This window comes from Tepidibacillus decaturensis (assembly GCF_001561915.1).
In the GTDB taxonomy this organism is placed as follows: domain Bacteria; phylum Bacillota; class Bacilli; order Tepidibacillales; family Tepidibacillaceae; genus Tepidibacillus_B; species Tepidibacillus_B infernus.
This window is the reverse complement of sequence record NZ_LSKU01000001.1, coordinates 529,548-551,145: the sequence shown is the minus strand read 5'-3', so window position 1 is coordinate 551,145 and position 21,598 is coordinate 529,548. Positions and strand designations below refer to the sequence as shown.

Below are 21,598 nucleotides of genomic sequence, written 5' to 3'. Positions count from 1 at the left end.
TAAGGTTACTTACTCCTCCCTTTCATGGTTATTCCTCTATTTACATGTTAACCGACAAAATATTTAACTATATTGTAATCACAACAAAAGATAAAGTCAAATTTCTTTTTACAATTATTCTATGAAAGTAGGTCATTGGTTGTTCATGAACTCTTCTTTTAATATACCCATATAGATCACATCCCAAAACCTACCATGACGGTAAAGCTGCAGACGTAAGCGTCCCTCTTCTTTAAAACCGGCTTTAAGATAGGCTCGATGTCCCCTTTCATTAAATTGATAATGACGTAACATCACTTTGTTTAAGTTCATTTCCATAAAAGTGAAGTGAAGTAGCGTTTTGATTGCATCAGTTCCATAACCTTTACTTAAGTGCTTCTGATCGCCTATCACAATTCCTAATTCAGCGACTCGATTCCGCCAATCGATATGATGTAAGCTAATATGGCCGATATAGGATTCCTCTCCCTCAGGAAGATCTAGTGCATGGATAGAAAAGTGTTGATCTGTTTTTGAGGGTTGTTGAGCCTGATCCCCAAAATTCTTGGATAACTCCATTGGCATAGGAAGGGTACCCCATTGCAAATTTTCCGTAATGTGAGGATCATTAAACCATTGGTTAAATAATGGTGCCTTTTCTGGATCGATGGTCTTAAGCTGAACTCTCTTTCCTTTTAAAAGGTTTTCCATCTCTCTTCATCCTCCTTTTGGTAGCGTTCAAGGTACTCTTCTCGAAGAATAGACATCATCACTTCATCGTAAAATTGACCATTGCGGTACAAAAATCTTCTTCTTCTACCTTCTTCAACAAAGCCAAGCTTTTGATAGCTTTTGATCGCTCTTTCGTTAAAAGCATAAACCCCTAATTCAACTCGCTGTAATCCTAATTCTTGAAACCCTATATAGAGACATAAACGAAAAGCCTCTGTTCCATATCCTTTCCCCCAATAATCTTTATCTCCTATAAAAATCCCTGCGATTGCCCATTGATTTTTCCAACTAATAGAATGTAAACCAACACTTCCAATCATTCGATCATCTGCTCGCGTATAAATGGAAAAGACAAACTTATCATCCTGCTTTAAAAGGTTATCGTACCAACGATGTTCCTCTGCAAGCGTCTTTGGAAAACGTGTTTGTGGTGATAAATATTGGGTGACTTCTGGATCATTCACCCATTCTAGGTATTTGGATAGATTTTCTCTTTCTACCGCTTTTAATTGAACCAGCTTTCCTTTTAACATCATAACCCTCCCCCTTTTTGATTTAATTCTTTATCATGGTAAAACAAAAAAGACTCGTTCCTGATAAGTTCGCCATTGGAACTTACCGCACGAGTCTTTTATCCCCACGGTGTAGCAAAAAGCTTGGAATCGCTCGGACCTGTCTTTGCCTTTGCAAACGGAACCCTAGTTTCCCTTCCATTGTTAGAAATTATTATATTGATATTTATATCGCATATCAATATAAAATTGGAATATTTTTTAAAAGTTCTGATATTAACCAAATGGATCTTTACTACATAAAGTATAGAAGATATAAAATAAGGTAGTTGCTGATTAAGGAATATACAAACCCAAATGATAACGTAAAGGATGTGTGGTCATATGGATGGGTTGAAAAGGTTTCGTTTAATCCTTCGTACAATCCTCTTTCCTCTTATTGTTTTGCAATTTTTGAGAACCTTATTTTTCCCGACTCCGTTTGATGTGTTCATTTTATTCATTCTTTTCATTGCTTATATTGGTTTTATGATGAATATTATATAAATTGTTGGTCAATAAACCATATGATTTCTTTCATTTGACCCCAACGAATTTGAAGTTTTTTTAAATACTGTTCTTCTAATCCATACTGTTGCTTTTCCTCGTATTTTTTTGCTAAGGTGAAAATTCGTTCTGGAAAAAGAAGGTATATTGCTAATAATTTCTTTTCCGGTTCTGTCAAGGAAATAATTTTTTGATAGCGATCAAACCACTCTTGCGCCCAAAAACGGTGTTCTTTGTTTAAAATATATTTTCGGATAAAATTAGCCAAATCTCTAACAGGCGTATCAAGACTTACATGGTCAAAGTCAATCAATACCATTTTACCATTTGGTTTAAGTAGCATATTCCGGTGATAGAATTTGCCGTGGCAGATGGTTTTCCGTAAATCACCAATCGAGTTATATTGTATGACCCATTGAGTTAAATGTTCTAAAGCTTCTTCAGACCATTCCTTGAGAAATGGTAGATAACTTAAAATGACATGTTCAAAGGTGGTTAAAGATTCTTTTCTCGTTAATTTCTTTTGGTATTTTTTTAACCACTTTAAGCGTTCTTCCCATGAATTGCGAAGATACGTTTCATCAACAAAATGATAAGAAAATGGTTCGGGGTTATATTCAAACCCCAGCTTATGAAGATGAGCCATCACCTTTACCATGACCAAGAAATGAGGCCGATGATTCAAAGTTAAGTGTTCACCTTCAACCCACTTTGTCACATAAACAATCCCATTTTTGACTGGTACAAACGGTTCAGCAAATTTATTAGAAACAATTGTAGAAGTATTCCATCTATGTTCCTGTAAGAATTGTAAAATCTCATTCATCCGTATGGCTTGCGACCCACTCATATTTGCTTTTTTAACGGCAAAAACACCTAGTTGGGTTTCTATTTTCGCTACTGAACCATACCATTTTATCTGACTTACCTGAAAATCATACTCATCGATTACGTGGGGATGTATATCAAATTCAAACCATTCTTGGGTAAGGGCCATGATATGATCCTCCCTAATTACGTCAACTTAAAGTTGAAAATAAACATACAAGACCTGATAAAGTTGCTCAGTATTGATCTGCAACCCTACTAATTGTTGATATTGCATCTCTAAAGAGTATCCCTTTTGAGGCACCTTTGCAATAAAATAGATATAAAGAAATTTCCATAGATCATGCGGATAGGACAAGTAGGTTAAAATCCACTTTTTATCGTCTATTTCTAAAGGATTCTTTTCTTGGTAAGCATCGAGCAGCTTATAGATGATATCTTCTTGAAATCCATTTCTTTGATAAACATGTGCAACCATCTTAGCCAAGTCATAAGCTGGAAGATCATAGATTGGTAACCCTAGATCAAAAATCCATCCCTCTTCAAATCGATCGATTCTAAATCGGTTCAGTTGGACATTTCCTAAGCACCATCCGGGTTCTTTTTCATTTCGAAAATAATTTCGTTCCAACTTTTCAGACATTTCTATACTTCTTCTCATTTGTGCTTGTTGACTAGGGATATATTTTAATACAATATCATCTAAGGGTGTTTTTCTTTGCTTTTGTGAGACTACCTTTTCTATTTGCATTAAATGTCCTAATCCCCGTTTAAAATGATGAGACCAAGGTTCAAACGTTTGGTTTGTCTTTATTTTTACCATCGCCTGATGAAACTCTGCTAATGTTTTCCCAATCGTTTTCATGTGTTGTGGGTTAGAGGAGACAGGGATTTTTCCTTCGATCCAATCTGTTAAAACAAATCCCTGATCCTCATTTAAAATATAGGGTTGCCCATCATTGGTTCGAATAAAGCGATCAATCTTTCGAAACCCTTCATGCGCCAGAGATTCTCTAAATTGAAAGGCAAAATCTAGAGTTTCTACATCATTCCAAGCTCTTAATATTTTTGTTCCTCGGTTTGTTTTTAATTTATAGAAGGAGGAGTATTCTTCTATTTCCTCTACTTGTAGATTATAGTTTTTTAGAACATCATCTATTACAGGATAATCAATCATATTAAAAACTCCCTTTGTCTAACGGATCGGAAGAAAAAGAATCTGTCCTTCTTCTAATTCATCACTTTGCAAATGATTATGGTTCATTAAATCAGCAGTACGAAGCTGATATTTCTCTGCTATTTGTTCAAGTGTATCTTCCTTTTGTACAAAGTATATTTTTAACGTATATTTATTCTCTTCATTTCCTTTTAACAAACTAAAGAGCATATCTTTCGTTGATTGTTCTTCAGAATCTTCACCGATTTCTTCGGTTACCTCCTGTTCTACTTTCTCAATTGCTGGATTGATATCCGTTTCAACGTCTTCTGTATTTAACTTCTGCTTGGACTCTTCTTCCGTAATATTGGCTGCTAATTCCTTTTCTTCAATCACTTCTTCTGCCTTTTCTTCGACGACCTGTTCTTCTTTCATAACATTAGTTTCTTCCCTTTTCTCTTTTTTCAATAGGGAGTATAGCGGATTTGTTGAACTCTTCTGATCATCGTTAGATTCTCGATTTTTGCCTTGGATGCCTATCTTCATTGTAGGAGCAGGTAGAGGAGTCTCTACCGTCTCGACAGTTTCAATAGTTTCTGAATTTTCTGTTGTTTCGTCTACTTTCTCATCTATCACTTCTTTTGCTTCAACCTCATCAACATTATCATCAACCGGATTTGCTTGAACTTGTTCTACTTCGGTTTCTTCTTCTTTCATGATATTGGCATCATTTTCGAAGGTAACATCCACAGGATATTCTGTTTCGAATTCTTCTGTCACATCGACTGGAGTCTCTTGTTTTGGATCAGGATGGACGCCTAGTAACTGAACCTGGGCAACGATCTCAATTTCTTGATCTGAAAGGACTTCATAATCAAAAAATTCTACCGTTACAAACACATCGTTTGGATCGTTTACTCTTTCATGTTGAATTTGAATTGAGATAGGGATTTGATATTGGAATGTATCAGCAATTTCATTTTCTGTAAAAAATGATCCATGATGAATAGCGTCTGCCTGATCTGCTTCTTCTTGCCAATTATTATCGAGTGGAGTTCTTTCAAATTCTCCATTTAATACCAAATGTCCTGTGATATCTATGTGATGTTTAGAATCATAAACTTTTACTATCGGATGTAATTCTAAACTAGATAGCGACTGAAAACTCTGATTTTCCTTAAAATGTTTTACCTTTTCCCTAATCTCAAATCTCATAAATGGTTGGTCTGTCAATTTACTCACCCCTTATAAAGGTCTTCTTCGATTAAATATATTTTAACTTCGTCCTTGTTATGACAAAAAAGTAGACCTTATCAGCCTACTTTAGAACTTACACGGTTAATTTTTTTAAGAAACCTTTTTGCATTTTCAAGAAATTGTTGAAAAAGAATGGGTGAAACACGTAAAACCTCTCCAGATTCTTGGAGAGGTTTTACCATTTATCATTTTATTATTTTATTATTATATTTATTAGGCAGAAACAGGGTTGTTTTTCTTAAAGGTTTTATTGTAATATTGTCTGATGTATGGAAGTACCCAACGATCTAAACCAATTCTTCCAGAGTTAGCTCCACCAACTAATACGATGAAACCGAGAAGAGCCATCCAAGGGTTGGAAGAAACTGTACCAGCAAACATGAACATGAAGTTCATAAATACACCAAAGAACATTGCAGCTTGAGTTAAGCATCCAAGAATTAAACCAAGACCTACAAGGAATTCGCCATATTCAACTAAGAAACTGAAAAGTCCAACATTTGGTAAGGCAAATCCTTTTAGAAATGCAGTATAAGTAGGGTATACAACCGCATCATGACTTGTTACAGGATTTTCGATTGCTCTGTTTATTAATCCTGCTGCACTAAAAGGTTTTTCACCAGTAATCTTTCCCCAACCTGCAGTTAACCAATCGTAACCAAGGTATAAACGTAAAACTAAAAGACCAAAACTTGCATACAAATTTTCTCGTAACCACTTAAAAACCATATGATTCCTACCTCCTTAAATTATTATTTAATAAAGGGCCCTTACTACAAGATCATTATATTAAGTTCTTACAAATTTAAACATATCCTTATCACGTTTTTCATATTTTTGCAAAAAATTTATGACGTACTTGTGAATAAATATAAATGATACTAGTTTTTTCAATAAAGACGATATAAAATAATATATACAACCCAAAAAGCACCTAGTTGACTGATTCATTCAGTTCCTAGGTGCTTTCTCATTATAGATTTATTCTTATTGACGCAATATTACTTTCTGTATTGAAGTTTATATCTTTTGCATCTACTTCTTTACCGTTGATGATGAGTTTTAGATAGGGAGTTGCGTGATGAACCTTTAATGTCCAATGCTTCCATGTAGGTTGATAACCCGTTACAGAATTTTCAATCGTCAATTTGATGACATTTCCATTTGCTTGATAACGGATTTGTTTTTCTAGATATTCTCCTTTTTCATAAGCAAAGGTTTCACCATCATCATCATATAAAGTATAATGGGATTCCCCACTTTCTGATTGATAAAGATGGATAGTCATATCCTTTTCTGGTATAGTAGTTGATTGTTTGATCGAACCGTGGCTAATCATTGTTCCTACTTTAATAAAAATAGGTAATGTTTCAAGGTTTGACTCGACCAAGATATGTTTTCCACCTTCATAGATTTGATCTGTCCAATAGTCAACCCATGTACCCTCAGGTAAATAGACAACACGATGGTAGGTATCTGGTTTTATGATAGGGGCAATGATTACATTTTCTCCAATCATAAATTGATCAGATAAATTAAAAGTATGACGATCTTCTGGATATTCTATAAACAATGGTCTCATCACAGGAATTCCTGTTTTGCTTGTTTGTGCAAAAAGACTATATAAGTGTGGCAACCACTGGTAACGCAATTGAATATATTTCTTAATGATTTTTTCAATTTCTGGGCCAAATGACCATGGCTCTTGACGTGCAGTTCCAATGGCACTATGGTTACGGAAATAAGGAGTGAAAGCTCCTACTTGTGTCCAACGTGCAAGCAATTCGCCAGTTGTATCATGGGCAAAACCACCTATGTCTGGTCCTGATAACGCAACGCCAGAAAGTCCTAGATTCATACACATTGGAATGGATAATGCTAGATGCTCCCAGAAACTACGATTATCTCCTGTCCATACGGCTGCATAACGTTGAACACCAGAGTAACCTGCTCGTGTTAATAAAAAAGGCCGTTTTCCATGAAGTAGTTTTTTCATTCCATAGTAAGTCGCTTCCCCCATTAATAAGCCATAGAGATTGTGCATTTCTCGATGGGTTTTGGGATCACCATCATTCTCGTGAACCACGTTTACATCCATGGTTTTTGTTTCGTTAAATACAGCTGGTTCGTTCATATCATTCCATATACCTTCAATCCCTAAATCAGTATAGAAACGATGTTTTTCTCCCCACCATTTTCTTGTTTCTGATTTTGTGAAGTCAGGGAAAGCACTTTTTCCAGGCCAAACGTTTCCATAGAAAATATCGCCTTCAATATATTTAGAGAAATGGTTTTGGCGAATTCCTTCTTGATAAATGGAATACTCTGGATCCACTTTAACACCTGGATCAACTATCGGAACGATCCTCTTACCTACAGATTTTAAATCTTTCATCATTTTTTCTGGGTTAGGGAATCGATCGCGATCAAAGGTAAAGACACGATACTCATTCATATAATGAATATCTAAGTAGACCGCATCTAAAGGAATCTCTTTTTGGATAAAGGAGTTCACTAATTCACGAACCTCTTGTTCACTTTCATAGCTGTATCGGGATTGATGGTAACCAATCACCCATTTAGCAGGTAATGGCATACGCCCTGTAATCCATGTATACTGTTCAAGAACCTGTTTTGGAGAAGGCCCTGCCATTACATAGTAATCGATTTGACCACCTTCAGCAGCAAAAGAGTATTCTTTCTCCTTTTTCATATCAAAGGTAGTTTTAAATGTATTATCAAAGAAGATTCCATGGGCTTTACCATTTCTTAATGTCATGAAATATGGATGTGATTGATATAATGGATCGGTTTCTTGATTATGTGGTGCATAAACATCGGTATTCCACATTGTGAGTTTTTCCCCACGTTTGTCCAAGAATCCAGCTTTTTCACCAAAACCATAAAAATGGTCCTCAGGATCCATTTCTTTAAAGCAAACCACTTCTTTGCTTTCTTTAAATCCCATGCCTTTTTCTGATTCACTTACAAGTAGTCTTCCTTCCTGATCATAGAAGTTAACACGGAATGGTGATTTTTGTATCATAACTTGAAGCTTTGAACTAGAAAGAGAAAAGCTGTCTTCTTTATCTTCAATTTTAACCTTTACTATTTCTGGTTCTGCAACTACTGCAAAGCTACTTTTCATAGTTGGCTTATGAAATGGATTCATCACAATACGAACAATATCATCACGATAGAACAAGATATTCACAAAACCTTGTTCACAAGTAAAACGGTATAGGTTATGCTCTTGGACAAATTCTTTTAAATCACCAATATCATGGTATGGTGTATTTTCTAGTTTCTTTTTATTTCCCGGATGAATGGCGAAACTTGTATCTTGCATGACAGCCTCCTAGTGTTTTGAATATTTAACCGTTTACAAAGAAGTTGTGAAAACGATTGCACTACTATTATTATTATACTATTCAGATTCCATATGACAATACCTTTTTGTCCAAAAACAAAAGTAGTATGCATGTAATAAAACAACCACCATTAAAGGTGGCTGCGATCCTATTTTTAGTTAGATGACTAACTGTTTTATCTAAATACCACATAATATCCTTTAAATTGAGCAAATATCTCTTCCCCATCACGAATGATAACATCTACTTCAATCCTTGCCTTCCCTAATTTTCTAAACGTATTTACAAACTTCTCTTTTTTTCTTTCATCTGTCAATTCACACTCAGCGACAAAATCTGTTTCGATAGGCTTTAAATATTGAATTGAACTTTTTTGTATTACAATATGTGCGTTCGGATCTATATCTAACATATTATTAAAAACCAATGCCCACCCACATACTGTTGTTAAACTATTGATACTTCCCCAAAAGCGGTTGATTTGTGATTGATGTTTGGTTTTAACTTCGCGCCAATCCTTACTTTATTTAGTTTAAATTCTTCGACTTTAAAACTCATCTCTTCGGTAATTGGAATCCGTTCATGTAGATAATTCTCAAATTCAGTCTCTAACATATTTTTTATATCAATCATAGGTACACCTCGATGCTAAAGGAATTATTTTTAAATATTATTATACAATAATTCCCTTGAACTACCTACAACTTATGAAATCAGAATCATATTTCAATGATCATAACTTGCGTAATCTAACTTTTTGTACCGAATGATCAGATCCTTTTTCAAGAATCAATCGGGCTCGTTGTTGGGTCGGATAGATATTCTCTCTCAGATTAATTTCATTGATTTCATGCCATACTTGTTCTGCAAAGTCATTTGCTTCCTGATCGGTTAATTCAGAATAGCGATGAAAAAAGGAGTTTTTATCTTTAAAAGCAGTTTGACGTAATAGCTGAAAACGTTCAAGATACCAGCTTTTGATGTATTCTTCTTCAGAGTGAACATAAATCGTAAAATCAAAAAAATCGGATATATGAAGCTGTGGTTTATGATCTAAACGGGTTTCTTTTGAAGTTTGCAAAACGTTCAAGCCTTCAACAATTAAGATATCCGGTTGATTCACGACATGATACTCATTAGGGATGATATTATAAGACAAGTGAGAATAGACAGGAGCAATTACCTCTGGTACACCTGATTTGACATCCCTTAGAAATGATATTAAACGGCGAGTATCATAGCTTTCTGGAAAACCCTTTCTATTCATGATCCCACGTTGCTCTAATAGCTCATTTGGGTATAAAAAACCATCTGTCGTAATTAAATCTACTTTGGGATGATTTGGCCATCGTGCAAGTAGTGCTTGAATAATCCGAGCTGTTGTACTTTTGCCAACCGCAACACTGCCAGCGATCCCAATAATATAAGGAACTTTCCTAGACATAGAACCAAGAAAGGTTTGGGTCACTTCAAAAAGACTTTGAGTTCCAGATACATACAAGTTTAAAAGTCTTGAAAGAGGAAGATAGATTTTACACACTTCTTCTAATGAAATGCGTTCGTTGATACTATGAAGATTATTCAAGTCATCTTCGGTAAGCGTGAGTGGAGTAGAGAGCTTTAGAGCAGCCCATTCCTCACGATCAAAAGAAAGATAAGGTGAAAATGTTTGATGATCCATTTATTTCAACTCCTACCTCAACGCCTTTAATGCTTTATATTGTACTTCTAATGTTCTTTCAATATCTTCATCTGTATGGACAGTAGACATGAACAAGCCTTCAAATTGAGATGGTGGAAGATAGATGCCATGATCAAGCATATAACCGTGATAATGTTTAAAGTATTCTAAATTAGAGGTTTTGGCTGTTTCAAAGTTAACGACTTGCTCACCTGTGAAGAAAAAGCCGATCATTGCTCCTACTTGGTTGATATGATGAGGAATGTCTAGTTCCTTCGCATTTTTACCTAAACCTTCTGCTAGAAGTTTAGACTTGCGCTCTAATTCATCATAAACACCTGGCTGTTGTAAAAGTCTAAGTGTGGAAAGACCTGCAGCCATGGCCACAGGGTTTCCTGATAAAGTCCCTGCTTGATAGATTTTCCCTACTGGAGCGATGTTCTCCATGATTTCCCTTTTTCCACCATAGGCACCAACGGGTAAGCCTCCGCCGATCACTTTGCCTAAAGTTGTTAAATCAGGAGTGACACCGAAGCGACCTTGAGCACTATTTGGTCCTACTCGGAAGCCAGTCATGACTTCATCGAATATAAGAAGGGTTCCATATTGTTTCGTGATTTCCCGTAATCCTTCCAAAAAGCCTGGTTTTGGTGGAACCACTCCCATATTACCTGCTACAGGCTCTACAATTACAGCAGCGATATCTTCGCCGAACTTTTTAAAGGCTATACGAACACCATCCATATCATTGTAAGGAACAGTAATTGTTTGAGAAGCAATACTTTGAGGAACACCAGGACTATCTGGTAAACCTAAAGTGGCAATTCCAGATCCTGCCTTGATCAATAAACTATCACTATGCCCATGATAGCTTCCTTCAAATTTCAAAATTTTACTTCTTCCTGTATATCCTCTTGCTAAACGGATGGCACTCATCGTTGCTTCCGTACCAGAGTTGACCATTCTCACGATTTCAATAGATGGAACCGTTTTGATTATAAGTTTTGCAATCTCTGATTCTAGTTCGGTAGGGGTACCAAAGCTTGTTCCTTTGACAAGGGTTTGTTGAACAAGATCGATCACTTCTGGATGGGCATGACCCACTATCAATGGTCCCCAAGAGAGGACATAATCAATATATTCATTACCGTCTACATCATATAGTTTGGAACCTATTCCATGATCCATATAGACAGGGTTTCGATCTACATTTTTAAATGCTCTTACAGGACTATTTACTCCCCCAGGCAACAGTTCTTTTGCCTCCGCAAATAGTTTGATAGATTTCTGATAACGATCCATCTTCCTTACCCCTTTATTCCGAATTGTTCTATGACTTGATTTTCCCATTCTTCCATTTCTGGTGTAAAATATTTTACCCTTGTTTTCTTGTATTCCTTAGTAGAGTAAAGCACGGCTCTTTTCGTTATGCCTGTTTCTTTAGACATGAGACTAAGTATTTCCTCCACTTCTTCTACATTACGACCATGTACCATGGTGAAGATATTATAATGCCAATCTTCATACGTAGGACGTAAATAGCAATGACTGACAGCTTGATAAGCAGCAAAATTCGTTCCGATCTCTTCTGTCTTGTCTTCAGGTACTTGCCATACACCCATGCCGTTTGCTGTAAAACCTGCTTTACGGTGGTGCAAGACCGCCGCAAAACGACGCATTTGTCCTTTTTCTTTAAACTCCTTCATCGCTGTAAATAATTCATCAAGATTAACCCCTGCTTCTTCTGCAAAGGCATCAAAAGGTCTAGCAATGATCGGTAAATCTTTTTGTAAAACTCGAATCAATGCAATCTCTTTTTCCGATAAGGCTTGAGGGGTTTGCCGCTTTTTTTCACTGTAAACTGGGGATTCCGTTTTACTTTTTGTCTCTTTCCCTGTTAAATCCAATTGCACACCAATTTTATAAAGCTTAAGAGTTGGCAAAATGCGAATAGATTCTACATCTGCCATCTCACCCAATAATTCTACTGTTTTTTCTAATCCTAATTTACTGTTTGGAGGAACAGCAATGGTAAACCAAAGATTAAAGTCATGATTGCGTTTATAGTTATGAGTCACACCAGGATGTTGATTGATAATTGCTGCCGCTTGGTCAAGGTGTTCTGGGGCAATCTTCGCAGCCACCAAACTTGATTGATAGCCTAAGCTTCTGGTATCAAAAATAGCAGAGATTTGGCGAATCACCGTTCCCTTCAAAGCTTGAAGGCGTTCAATCACTTCTTGTTCTGATAGATTCAAATCCTCTGCCATGACGAGGAAAGGACGTTCTTGCAAAGGAAAATCTTTTTGAATTCGGTTTAATAGCTCCTGATTGATTAGATCCATCTGCTCTACACTCATTTTCATTCCTCCTTTAACCATTTGGCTACATCTTTTGCAAAATAGGTGATGATGATATCTGCACCAGCACGTTTCATCCCTGTTAACATTTCTATCACGATTTTCTTTTCATCAACCCAGCCATTTTGAGCTGCCGCCTTAATCATGGCATATTCTCCACTCACATTGTAGGCTGCTAGGGGTAGATTAAATTGCTGCTTCACTTGATAAATAATATCCATGTAAGCTAAAGCAGGTTTAACCATCAAGATATCTGCCCCTTCTACCACATCAGAATAGGCTTCTCTTAAAGCCTCTCTTCCATTGGCAGGATCCATTTGGTAGGTTTTGCGATCCCAAAATTGTGGTGCAGAATGAGCTGCATCGCGAAATGGTCCGTAAAAGGAAGAAGCATATTTTACTGCATAAGACATAATCGGTACATCCTCAAACCCTGCTTCATCCAATCCTTTACGTATGGCTGCTACAAAACCATCCATCATATTGGATGGTGCAATCATATCTGCGCCTGCTCTAGCTTGAGAAATAGCGGTTCTTGCCAGTAGATCTAAAGATGGGTCATTCAATACCTTACCCTCATGAATGACACCACAATGGCCATGGTCGGTAAATTCACATAAGCAAGTATCAGCAATAACTAAAAGTTTGGGAGCGATTTGTTTGATCAAACGTGTTGCCTCTTGAACAATTCCATGGTCGTGATATGCACCACTTCCAATTTCATCTTTGTCTTCTGGGATACCAAATAGAATAACACCTTGAATCCCAAGCATCACAATTTCCTTAATCTCTTGCTCTAATTGATCTAAAGAAAGCTGAAATACTCCAGGCATGGAAGAAATCTCATTTCTTACGTTATGACCATGAATGACAAATAAAGGATATATTAAATCATGTACATGTAAATGATGTTCTCTAATCAAATTTCGGATTGCGGGATTTTGTCTTAATCTGCGATGACGAGTAAATTGTAAATCCATATCTGCCTCTCCTTCCCTAACTCTCTCTACTTTGATTTTGAAATAGCTTTAACTAATCCAGGAATCGTATATTCTGAAGCTGTAATATCTATGTTTAAGCCCAATTGTTGAGCGGTATCTGTTGTAATTGGTCCGATACTAGCTAAAGTAACCCCTTTTAACAATTTTTCTAAAGATTCCCCTTGAAGAGCCTCATAAAAATTCTTAACGGTAGATGAGCTAGTAAAGGTAATGATTTGAATCTGCTTCTCTTTTAGCATCTTAATGATTTCATCTTTGTTTTCCGCATCAATCACCGTTTCATATGCATTGATTTCTACTACTTCTAATCCTTTTTCCTTTAGTTGATCAGGTAGGATCTTTCGAGCAATATCTGCACGAGGAAGTAATACCTTTTGTCCAACCTTTAATTCGCCTGTCAAAGCATCAAGAAGCCCTTCTGCACGGAACTCCTGTGGTAGCACATCGACTATCAGACCTTTTTCTTCTAATAATGCTGCAGTTTTAGGGCCAATGGCAGCAATCCGCGCCTTTGCCATTTTACGAATATCAATACGTTGTTCTTTTAACGTTTGGAAAAAGGATTGAACTCCGTTGACACTTGTAAACATGATCCAATCATATTGGTCTAACTGTTGAAAAGCCTGTTGATATTCCTTTGTATGCTTTGGTGGAACAATTTTGATGACAGGGAATTCGACAGTTTCTCCGCCTAATTCTTCAATTAAGGCAGATAATTCACTTGCTTGATTTCTAGCTCTAGTAACAAGGACTCTCTTTCCAAAAAGAGGCTTTTTCTCAAACCAAGCTAACTGCTCTCGTAATTTTACCACTTCACCAATAATAATGATCGCTGGAGAGGTAAGTTTTGTTTCTTCTACCACCTGTACGATATTTTCTAATGTTCCAGTAACCGTTTTTTGCTCCACTCTCGTTCCCATTCGAACAAGTGCAACAGGAGTACTTGAATCTCGGCCGTTTTCGATTAACTTATCACGAATCAGTTTTAAGTTAGAAACCCCCATGAGGAAAATCAAAGTTCCAGTAGCAGTTGCAAGCTTTTCCCAGTTGATATTGGATTCATTTTTAGTTGGATCCTCATGTCCTGTTACAATAGCGATCGATGAGGTAAAATCGCGATGGGTGACAGGAATGCCTGCATAAGCAGGGACAGCAATTGCCGAAGTAATTCCAGGTACAATTTCAAAGGAAATCCCATGTTCAGCTAATAAAAGAGCCTCTTCTCCTACTCGACCGAAAATCGTAGGGTCTCCGCCCTTTAGTCTGGTGACCAGTTTTCCTTCTAAGGCTAACTGAACAAGGAGTTGATTGATCTCTTCTTGTTGCAGAGTATGACGATTTGGAGATTTGCCTACATAGATTTTTTCCGCATCCCTTCTCCCATACTTTAACAGGGAAGGATGGGCCAAACGATCATATACAATCACATCTGCTTTTTGAATCGCTTCTATGCCTTTCACTGTGATTAATTTGGGATCTCCTGGTCCAGCACCCACTAAAAATACTTTCCCTACCTTCATTATTTCCCCTCCTTCACCTCTGCTAATATTTGATCTGCTCCTTGTTGTAAAAGCTGGTTTGCTACCTTAATTCCTAAAGAAACGGCTTCTTCCTTTGAACCAGTTGCTTCTGCTTTAAGAATACGCTTGCCATCAACTGCGGCAACCATTCCAACTAAATGAATTTGATCGTTTTGCCATCTCGCATAAGCTCCAATTGGGATCTGACAGCCCCCTTGTAAATGATGTAGTAACGCCCTTTCAGCTGAAATGATCATTCTTGTCTCTTGATCATCGATGTATTGTAACATTTGTATGGTTTCTTGGTCATTCTCTCTCACTTGAATGCCAAGGGCTCCTTGACCAACTGCAGGCAGACAAAGATCCACGTCTAGATATTGCGTAATCCGATCCTGCCAATTCATTCGTTTAAGGCCTGCAGCCGCTAAGATAATTGCATTCAGTCCATCAGTTTCTAATTTTGACAGTCTGGTGTTAACATTTCCTCTGATGGACTCAATCTTTAGATCAGGACGATAGGCAACAATTTGAGCGGCTCTGCGTAAACTACTTGTTCCCACTTTAGCACCTATTGGCAATGTTTCTATAGTATAATCTTGGTTTGAAATAAGGCAGTCCCTTGGGTCTTCCCTTTCCGGTACTGCACCAATCGTTAACCCTTCTGCCATTTCAGCAGGCATATCCTTCATACTATGTACGGCAAAATCAATCTCTCCATCTAACAAAGCTTGCTCAATCTCTTTCACAAATAGTCCTTTGCCACCTACTTTTGAAAGGGTAACATCAAGAATTTTGTCCCCTTTCGTAACGATCTCTTTAATCTCAAACCTTATATTAGGATAAAGTTTTTTTAGCTTTTCGATCACCCATTCCGTTTGTGTTAAAGCTAACTGACTTTTTCGTGATCCAACGACGAATGTATTCTTCACGATAACAATTCCCTTTCCTTATTGATATTCTCTTTTATGGTTTCTTTGATCTTTAGAATCAGCAGGTCTTTACTTTCCCCTTTCTCGATCCTACGCAAAAAGTCTGGTTCAAGTAAATATTCAAATAAGTTTTTCCGTTCTTCGTTTGTTAAACCCTGCTGTAAAATCCATTCTCTCATTTCTGCCAAGAAAGTTGTATACTCTTCGTATTCCACACCGTATTGCTTTTCCAATTCTTGGCGGATCTTTTTTGCTAGTCCAGGGCTTGCCCCACTAGTGGAAACCGCTATTTGTAAATGTCCTCGATCTATCATAGCTGGAACGATAAAGGTAGATAATTCTGGATCATCTACAATATTAACCCATTGGTACTGATGATCGATCTCTTGATAAATTTGTTGGTTTAATTCCTTTTGATCCGTAGCAACCACGATGATCGAATAACCCTTTACATCTTGACGTTTATATTCACGCTTTTCCCAGGAAATACGATTTTCCTGTACCAATGTCTCTAACAAAGGTGTAATTACCGGGCTGATTAATTTCACTTTTGCATTCGCTTTTAAAAGGGATAGAATCTTTCGTTCTGCTACCCTTCCTCCACCAATCACAAGACAAGGACGATTTGTAAGATTTACCATCATGGCGTAATAACGATTCATGGTCACAACCCTCCTAAAACCAACGGTGAAAAGAAACAAAAAGGTTGGAGATGGTAAAATTGATGATCAGCATCACAAAGCTCATCAAATTCCAGATGGCTAATTGTTTCATCATCCATCTTCTTTTTTGCCGATTAAAAATAAATAAACCATACATCAATAAAATAAAAAAAGAGGTTAATACTTTTGCATCTACAAAAATTTTCCAATCAAAAAGAATTCCTGCCCAAATCGATCCAAATGTCAATCCTAATAGCAATAATGGTACTCCAATCAAATTAGACAGATAAGCATTTCGGTCTAAACTTTCTAAACTAGGCAGCCCTTTTGAAAACCGATGCCAAATCTTCCTTTTTAGTAAGTATTCTTGCAGAATATACATCAAAGAGAAAATGGCAGAGATTGAAAAAGCGCCATAACTGATAATAGAAAGGATAATATGAATAAATAATAAATTAGAGATAAAAGAATCACTTAATTGGGGTGATGTTTCTCCAATCAACAACGCTCCCATCAGCATTATGATAGCAATAAATGTCATCACCATCTCAAACCATTCCCACTCGAAAAAGGAATGGGTGATTACAGTCAATAAAATAAGAAGTAATGAATAAAAAAAGAAAATATCAAAAAATGTAATAATTGGAAAGTATTGTTCAGATAACATTTTAAAACTAAAGACGAAGACTTGGATTATACTACCCGCTAAGATAAACCGATAAGACCATGGTGAAATACGAGTAACTCCTTTGATGATTGACATAAAGTAAAAACAGAAGCTAGTCGTATAAAGAAGAATGAGAATAAAAATCACAGTATTCATACTTATGACCTACTTCTTCTCGTGATATATGTTGCAGTAGGTTCCTCATTCATTTTATCCTTCTCTATTTCTACCTTTAAATCAAAGATTTTACAAAAAACTTGCATCATCTCTTCTGCATTTGATTCAACAGCCATTTCTTTCACCCTCATAATCGGGTCTTTTAGCATTTGGTTGACAATACTTTTTGTATGTTTTCGAATGATCGTTTTCTCTCGCTCAGATAAATGTGGTAACTTATTTTCAATCGATTTCATCGTTTCTTCTTGTATTTTGAAGCTTTTTTCTCTTAATGCAGCAATTAATGGAATCACACCTAGTGTATTGATCCATTGGTAAAACTTATAGACTTCTTCATCGATCCATTCTTCTATTTGTGTAGCAATTCTTTGTCTTTCTTTTAAATTGGCATCAACAAGACCCTGTAAATCATCAATGTCAAATAAGTAAACCCCATCTAATTGGTTAATCTCTGGGTCAAGATCTCTTGGAACCGCAATATCGATCATGAAAATTGGTCTATTTTTACGCTCATGGATAATCTTTTCTACTTCGGTTTTATTCAAAATAAATGAATCTGCTCCGGTAGAGCTAATTACGATATCTGCTTTATTTAACGCCAATGGTAACTGTTCCAGTGTATAGGCTGTTCCATGAAAGGGTTCTGCCAATGCAGAGGCATGTTCATAGGTACGGTTGACAACCATCACTTGCTTTACACCCTGAGCATGAAAATGAATCGCCGTCAACTCACTCATTTCACCTGCTCCAATAATGAGGATCGCTTTGTCATCTAAACGGGAAAAGATTTTTTTGGTTAATTCAACTGCAGCATAACTCACGGATACAGCGCTTTCACCTAAACCTGTCTCCGTATGAACTTTTTTGCCAAAGGTAATCGCCTGTTTAAATAAGGTATTAAAAATTGTTCCTGTTCCCTGAGCTTTTTGCGCAAAAAGAAAAGCTTCACGGATTTGCCCTAAAATTTGTGTTTCTCCTAATACCATGGAATCTAAACCCGTAATGACCCGGAATAAATGTTCAGTGGCCTCCGCCTCCTTTTTTACGTAAAGAAAAGGAACGAATTCTTCTTTGGGAATGGCAAACCATTCGGCTAAAAATTTTTTAATGAAATGTTCCCCTGTATGAACTTGATCGACAACAGCATAAATCTCCATTCGGTTACATGTACCAACAATGACTGCTTCTAATACACTTTTTGTCTTTTTTAATTTATCTAAAGCTTCAGCTAAATCTTCTTCTGTAAAGGTAAATTTCTCTCTAATCTCTACAGGGGTAGTTCGGTAATTGAGTCCAACAACCATTACCAACATATGATTTCCCCCTCCCCCAAAAAAAGTTTTTCATCATAGCAAAACCTTATGTTTAATTATACCATTGAAGGATGTTTACATCACTTTTTTTTGAACCATTTTCCTATTTAAATCATATGATAGCAGTGAATTAGGCAAATGCGGAGGTGTCATATGTTTAAGAAAAGTTTAAAAATCAGTTTGATCGTCATCGTTCTATTTTCCCTAACCTTTACTATAGCGTGTTCCAATACAAAAAACAGTGATACAAATCATAAAGTTAGGTTATTTGAAGTTACACACTCTATCTTTTACACGCCTCTTTATGTCGCCATTGAAAAAGGTTTTTTTAAAGATCAAGGATTAGATGTAGAATTAACCAATGCCAATGGTGGAGATAAGACGATGACCGCTCTAGTTAGTGGAAGTGCAGATGTGATTTTGGTTGGAACAGAAACCACAATTTATGTGTATAGTCAAAACCCCAAAGATCCTGCGATCAACTTTGCTCAATTAACACAAACAGACGGTTCCTTCTTAGTCTCTAGAGAACCAATCAAAAATTTCACTTGGGATATGCTTAAAGGCAAAACCCTCCTTGGCCAAAGAAAAGGTGGGATGCCTGAAATGGTCAGTGAATATGTACAGCATTTAAATGGGGTTGAGCCTAAAGTAGATAATGAGATCATTCAGAACATAGATTATGCTAATTTAGGAAGTGCCTTTGTATCTGGTACAGGTGATTTTGTTCAACTTTTTGAACCCATTGCTTCGAAAATTGAATTAGAAGGAAAAGGTCATGTAGTGGCTTCCTTTGGACATGGAAGTGGAAAACTTCCATATACCGTATTTATTACAAAACAAAGTTTGATCGATAAAAATCCAGAGATCGTGCAGAAATTCGCCAATGCAATCTATATGGCACAACAATGGGTAAACGAAGCTTCTTTAGAAGAAATCGCCGATGTAATTACCCCCCAATTCCAAGACTTTAATCGAGACGTGATGTTAAAAGTATTAGACCGATATCGTTCCCAAGGTTCCTGGGCCACTGACCCCATTGTGGATGAAGAGGAATATCGTAATTTAGAAAAAGTAATGGAATATGCTGGAGAACTTAAAGAAAAGATTCCTTACGAAGCGATTGTGAATACAGAATTTGCGAAAAAAGCGATGGAACAGTAATTATAAAGGTTACCGTACCCTTCTATGAATAAAAAACAAGATAAAAAGGGTACTCCTGAAAGTCGCTGCTTATGGGATATACAAACCCCTAAATGATAAGTAGAAGAAAGGCGTTCAAATTTCGATATTTGATACGCCTTTTCGTTTGTAGTTCATTTAACCTAACAAAGCACTTACTGTATATGCACCAGGGCCAATCAATGCAACGCCGATGGCTACTGCAATCAAAATAAAATTGTATTCAAAACCGTTTGCTGTAGCCCAATAACCATTTTTACCGTGAACTGTAAAGATTGCGACTAACATCGTAATGACAATAAGTAAAGCTGCAAAGGGAATATATAAACCAAATGTAAATAAGAGTCCACCAACCAATTCACTTGCTCCTGCAGCAAATGCCATCAACACGCCTGGTTTCACACCAATCGATTCCATCCAACCTCCAGTTCCCTTTAATCCGTATCCTCCAAACCAACCAAAAAGTTTTTGAGAACCATGACCTGCAAATGTTAGTCCAACCACTAAACGAATAATAAGTAAACCTAAATTCATTTTTCTCATCTCCTTTAATTTGTAAAATTCATTTAAAAAAGTTATTAGCTAACTTTATGTAAGTAATAATAGATCAGTTACTTACTTTTGTCAAGTATATATGTTAAAATTATTTTTAAGGAGATGGTGATGATGGAAAATTTACATTTATGCCCAAAATTCGAATTTGCCTTTGAACTTTTAGGAAAACGTTGGACAGGTTTAATTATTCGTGTTCTCCTTCATGGAGCAAAAAGATTTAAAGATATATCCGAAGTCATTCCCAATATGAGTGATAAGATGCTTGTGGATCGTTTAAAACAATTAGAAGAAGCAGGAATCATTGTTCGAAAAGTTTATCCTGAGACCCCTGTTCGCATTGAATATGAATTGACCGAAAAAGGAAAAGCTCTAGAATCGGTTATGGATGAGGTTCAAAAATGGGCTGATACTTGGATCAAATAGACAACGGAGCCATTTGTAGCTCCGTTTTTAAATTACTATTTCATATGAATAAAGGTCTCAATATCTTGCTCAACTAATTTAAGGGAATTTCGCCAAAATTCTGGGGAACGAACATCAATCCCCATCGTTTTTGTGATATCTGCTACGTTCATTTTTCCTGTAACAGAAAGAAGTTTGTCATACTCAGGAACAAAATCTGCTCCCCTCTTTAAATATTCTGCATAAAGACCCTTAGCAAAAAGCATCCCAAAAGCATAAGGGAAATTATAGAAATGGCGCTCTGGGAAATAGTAATGAGGCTTACAAACCCACATGTACGGATGTAAAAAATCAGGTTCTAATCCATCTCCATAAGCTTCTTTTTGGGCATTTAACATGATTTCTTTTAGTTCATTCACTGATAGAGAGGCTTCTTTTCTACGCTTAAAGACTTCACTCTCAAATAAAAAGCGACTATAAATATCTACAACGACTTGGCCAGCATCAGATAGTTCATTCTCTAATATCGCAAAAGCTTCCTCTGGTTCCGCCTCTTGAAGAGCAGCATTTTTTACAATCGTTTCACAAAAAATTGAAGCCGTTTCGGCAATTGGCATTGGATAGTGGCTATTCAAAAAGGTTTGATCCATTAAACATGATCCATGGTAGCCATGTCCAAGTTCATGTGCCAAAGTCGTTACATCACTAAAGCTTCCTGTAAAGTTAGACAAGATCCTACTTTGCTTAATCACATGTAAATTATAAGAA

Annotated in this window: 20 protein-coding genes, 1 pseudogene and 1 other annotated feature (1 of these 22 running past the window's edge); of the genes and pseudogenes, 2 read left to right on the top strand and 19 right to left on the bottom strand. The window is 36.5% G+C overall.

Going from position 1 to position 21,598, the window contains the following annotated elements; all coding sequences use genetic code 11:
- Positions 1 to 35 (bottom strand) — a binding site (T-box leader); it reaches 215 nt to the left of the window's first position.
- Between the two features lie 97 nt (positions 36 to 132).
- From U473_RS02590 to hemA, 17 genes and pseudogenes are all read right to left on the bottom strand, one after another.
- Entirely contained in the window at positions 133 to 690 is a 558-nt protein-coding gene (locus U473_RS02590; RefSeq protein WP_068723054.1) for a GNAT family N-acetyltransferase, read from the bottom strand.
- Positions 675 to 1,244: a GNAT family N-acetyltransferase gene (locus U473_RS02585; RefSeq protein WP_068723052.1), complete on the bottom strand. Its 570-nt coding sequence runs from the start codon at positions 1,242 to 1,244 to the stop codon at positions 675 to 677. The genes U473_RS02590 and U473_RS02585 overlap by 16 nt, the downstream gene beginning before the upstream one ends.
- 517 nt (positions 1,245 to 1,761) lie before the next feature.
- Positions 1,762 to 2,766, bottom strand: coding sequence for a phosphotransferase (locus U473_RS02580; RefSeq protein ID WP_068723050.1), 1,005 nt, complete (start codon positions 2,764 to 2,766; stop codon positions 1,762 to 1,764).
- Between the two features lie 27 nt (positions 2,767 to 2,793).
- A complete protein-coding gene (locus U473_RS02575) occupies positions 2,794 to 3,774 on the bottom strand; it encodes a phosphotransferase (RefSeq protein ID WP_068723048.1) in 981 nt (326 codons plus the stop codon).
- An 18-nt stretch (positions 3,775 to 3,792) separates the two neighbouring features.
- A complete protein-coding gene (locus U473_RS02570; protein ID WP_068723046.1) occupies positions 3,793 to 4,986 on the bottom strand; it encodes a LysM peptidoglycan-binding domain-containing protein in 1,194 nt (397 codons plus the stop codon).
- 237 nt (positions 4,987 to 5,223) lie between these two features.
- Positions 5,224 to 5,739 carry a DoxX family protein gene (locus U473_RS02565; RefSeq protein ID WP_068723044.1) on the bottom strand — a complete coding sequence of 172 codons (516 nt, stop codon included), beginning with the start codon at positions 5,737 to 5,739 and terminating at the stop codon, positions 5,224 to 5,226.
- 244 nt (positions 5,740 to 5,983) lie between these two features.
- Positions 5,984 to 8,359, bottom strand: coding sequence for a glycoside hydrolase family 31 protein (locus tag U473_RS02560; protein ID WP_068723042.1), 2,376 nt, complete (start codon positions 8,357 to 8,359; stop codon positions 5,984 to 5,986).
- 197 nt (positions 8,360 to 8,556) lie between these two features.
- Positions 8,557 to 8,939, bottom strand: a pseudogene (locus U473_RS02555) (YiiD C-terminal domain-containing protein).
- A 175-nt stretch (positions 8,940 to 9,114) separates the two neighbouring features.
- The gene (gene coaA, locus U473_RS02550) at positions 9,115 to 10,062 is read right to left on the bottom strand and encodes a type I pantothenate kinase (RefSeq protein WP_068723040.1); all 948 of its coding nucleotides are present in this window, start codon (positions 10,060 to 10,062) and stop codon (positions 9,115 to 9,117) included.
- A gap of 12 nt (positions 10,063 to 10,074) precedes the next feature.
- Positions 10,075 to 11,364, bottom strand: a complete 1,290-nt coding sequence (hemL, locus tag U473_RS02545; RefSeq protein ID WP_068723038.1) for a glutamate-1-semialdehyde 2,1-aminomutase — start codon at positions 11,362 to 11,364, stop codon at positions 10,075 to 10,077.
- 5 nt (positions 11,365 to 11,369) lie between these two features.
- A complete protein-coding gene (gene ahbA / locus U473_RS02540; protein WP_068723036.1) occupies positions 11,370 to 12,422 on the bottom strand; it encodes a siroheme decarboxylase subunit alpha in 1,053 nt (350 codons plus the stop codon).
- Between the two features lie 2 nt (positions 12,423 to 12,424).
- The gene (gene hemB, locus U473_RS02535; protein ID WP_068723034.1) at positions 12,425 to 13,402 is read right to left on the bottom strand and encodes a porphobilinogen synthase; all 978 of its coding nucleotides are present in this window, start codon (positions 13,400 to 13,402) and stop codon (positions 12,425 to 12,427) included.
- 26 nt (positions 13,403 to 13,428) lie between these two features.
- Positions 13,429 to 14,943 (bottom strand): uroporphyrinogen-III C-methyltransferase, encoded by a 1,515-nt coding sequence (gene cobA, locus U473_RS02530; protein WP_068723032.1) that lies wholly within the window; start codon positions 14,941 to 14,943, stop codon positions 13,429 to 13,431.
- Positions 14,943 to 15,872, bottom strand: a complete 930-nt coding sequence (hemC, locus tag U473_RS02525) for a hydroxymethylbilane synthase (protein WP_068723030.1) — start codon at positions 15,870 to 15,872, stop codon at positions 14,943 to 14,945. Before hemC ends, cobA begins: the two co-directional genes overlap by 1 nt.
- A complete protein-coding gene (locus tag U473_RS02520; protein WP_068723028.1) occupies positions 15,869 to 16,534 on the bottom strand; it encodes a precorrin-2 dehydrogenase/sirohydrochlorin ferrochelatase family protein in 666 nt (221 codons plus the stop codon). The genes hemC and U473_RS02520 overlap by 4 nt, the downstream gene beginning before the upstream one ends.
- Positions 16,535 to 16,547: 13 nt before the next feature.
- Entirely contained in the window at positions 16,548 to 17,357 is an 810-nt protein-coding gene (gene ccsA, locus U473_RS02515) for a cytochrome c biogenesis protein CcsA (protein ID WP_068723026.1), read from the bottom strand.
- 2 nt (positions 17,358 to 17,359) lie between these two features.
- Positions 17,360 to 18,691: a glutamyl-tRNA reductase gene (hemA, locus tag U473_RS02510; RefSeq protein ID WP_068723024.1), complete on the bottom strand. Its 1,332-nt coding sequence runs from the start codon at positions 18,689 to 18,691 to the stop codon at positions 17,360 to 17,362.
- Positions 18,692 to 18,844: 153 nt separating this feature from the next.
- Here hemA and U473_RS02505 point away from each other — a divergent pair, with 153 nt between their 5' ends.
- A complete protein-coding gene (locus U473_RS02505; RefSeq protein WP_068723022.1) occupies positions 18,845 to 19,855 on the top strand; it encodes an ABC transporter substrate-binding protein in 1,011 nt (336 codons plus the stop codon).
- A gap of 156 nt (positions 19,856 to 20,011) precedes the next feature.
- Here the strand turns inward: U473_RS02505 and U473_RS02500 are convergent, their stop codons facing one another.
- Complete coding sequence (locus tag U473_RS02500; protein WP_068723019.1) at positions 20,012 to 20,407, bottom strand: DoxX family protein; 396 nt, start codon at positions 20,405 to 20,407, stop codon at positions 20,012 to 20,014.
- A 132-nt stretch (positions 20,408 to 20,539) separates the two neighbouring features.
- Between U473_RS02500 and U473_RS02495 the strand changes: the two genes are divergently transcribed.
- Complete coding sequence (locus U473_RS02495; RefSeq protein ID WP_068723017.1) at positions 20,540 to 20,851, top strand: winged helix-turn-helix transcriptional regulator; 312 nt, start codon at positions 20,540 to 20,542, stop codon at positions 20,849 to 20,851.
- A 35-nt stretch (positions 20,852 to 20,886) separates the two neighbouring features.
- Here the strand turns inward: U473_RS02495 and U473_RS02490 are convergent.
- The coding region (locus U473_RS02490; protein WP_161937271.1) for a M3 family metallopeptidase at positions 20,887 to 21,598 on the bottom strand (712 nt) is incomplete at its 5' end.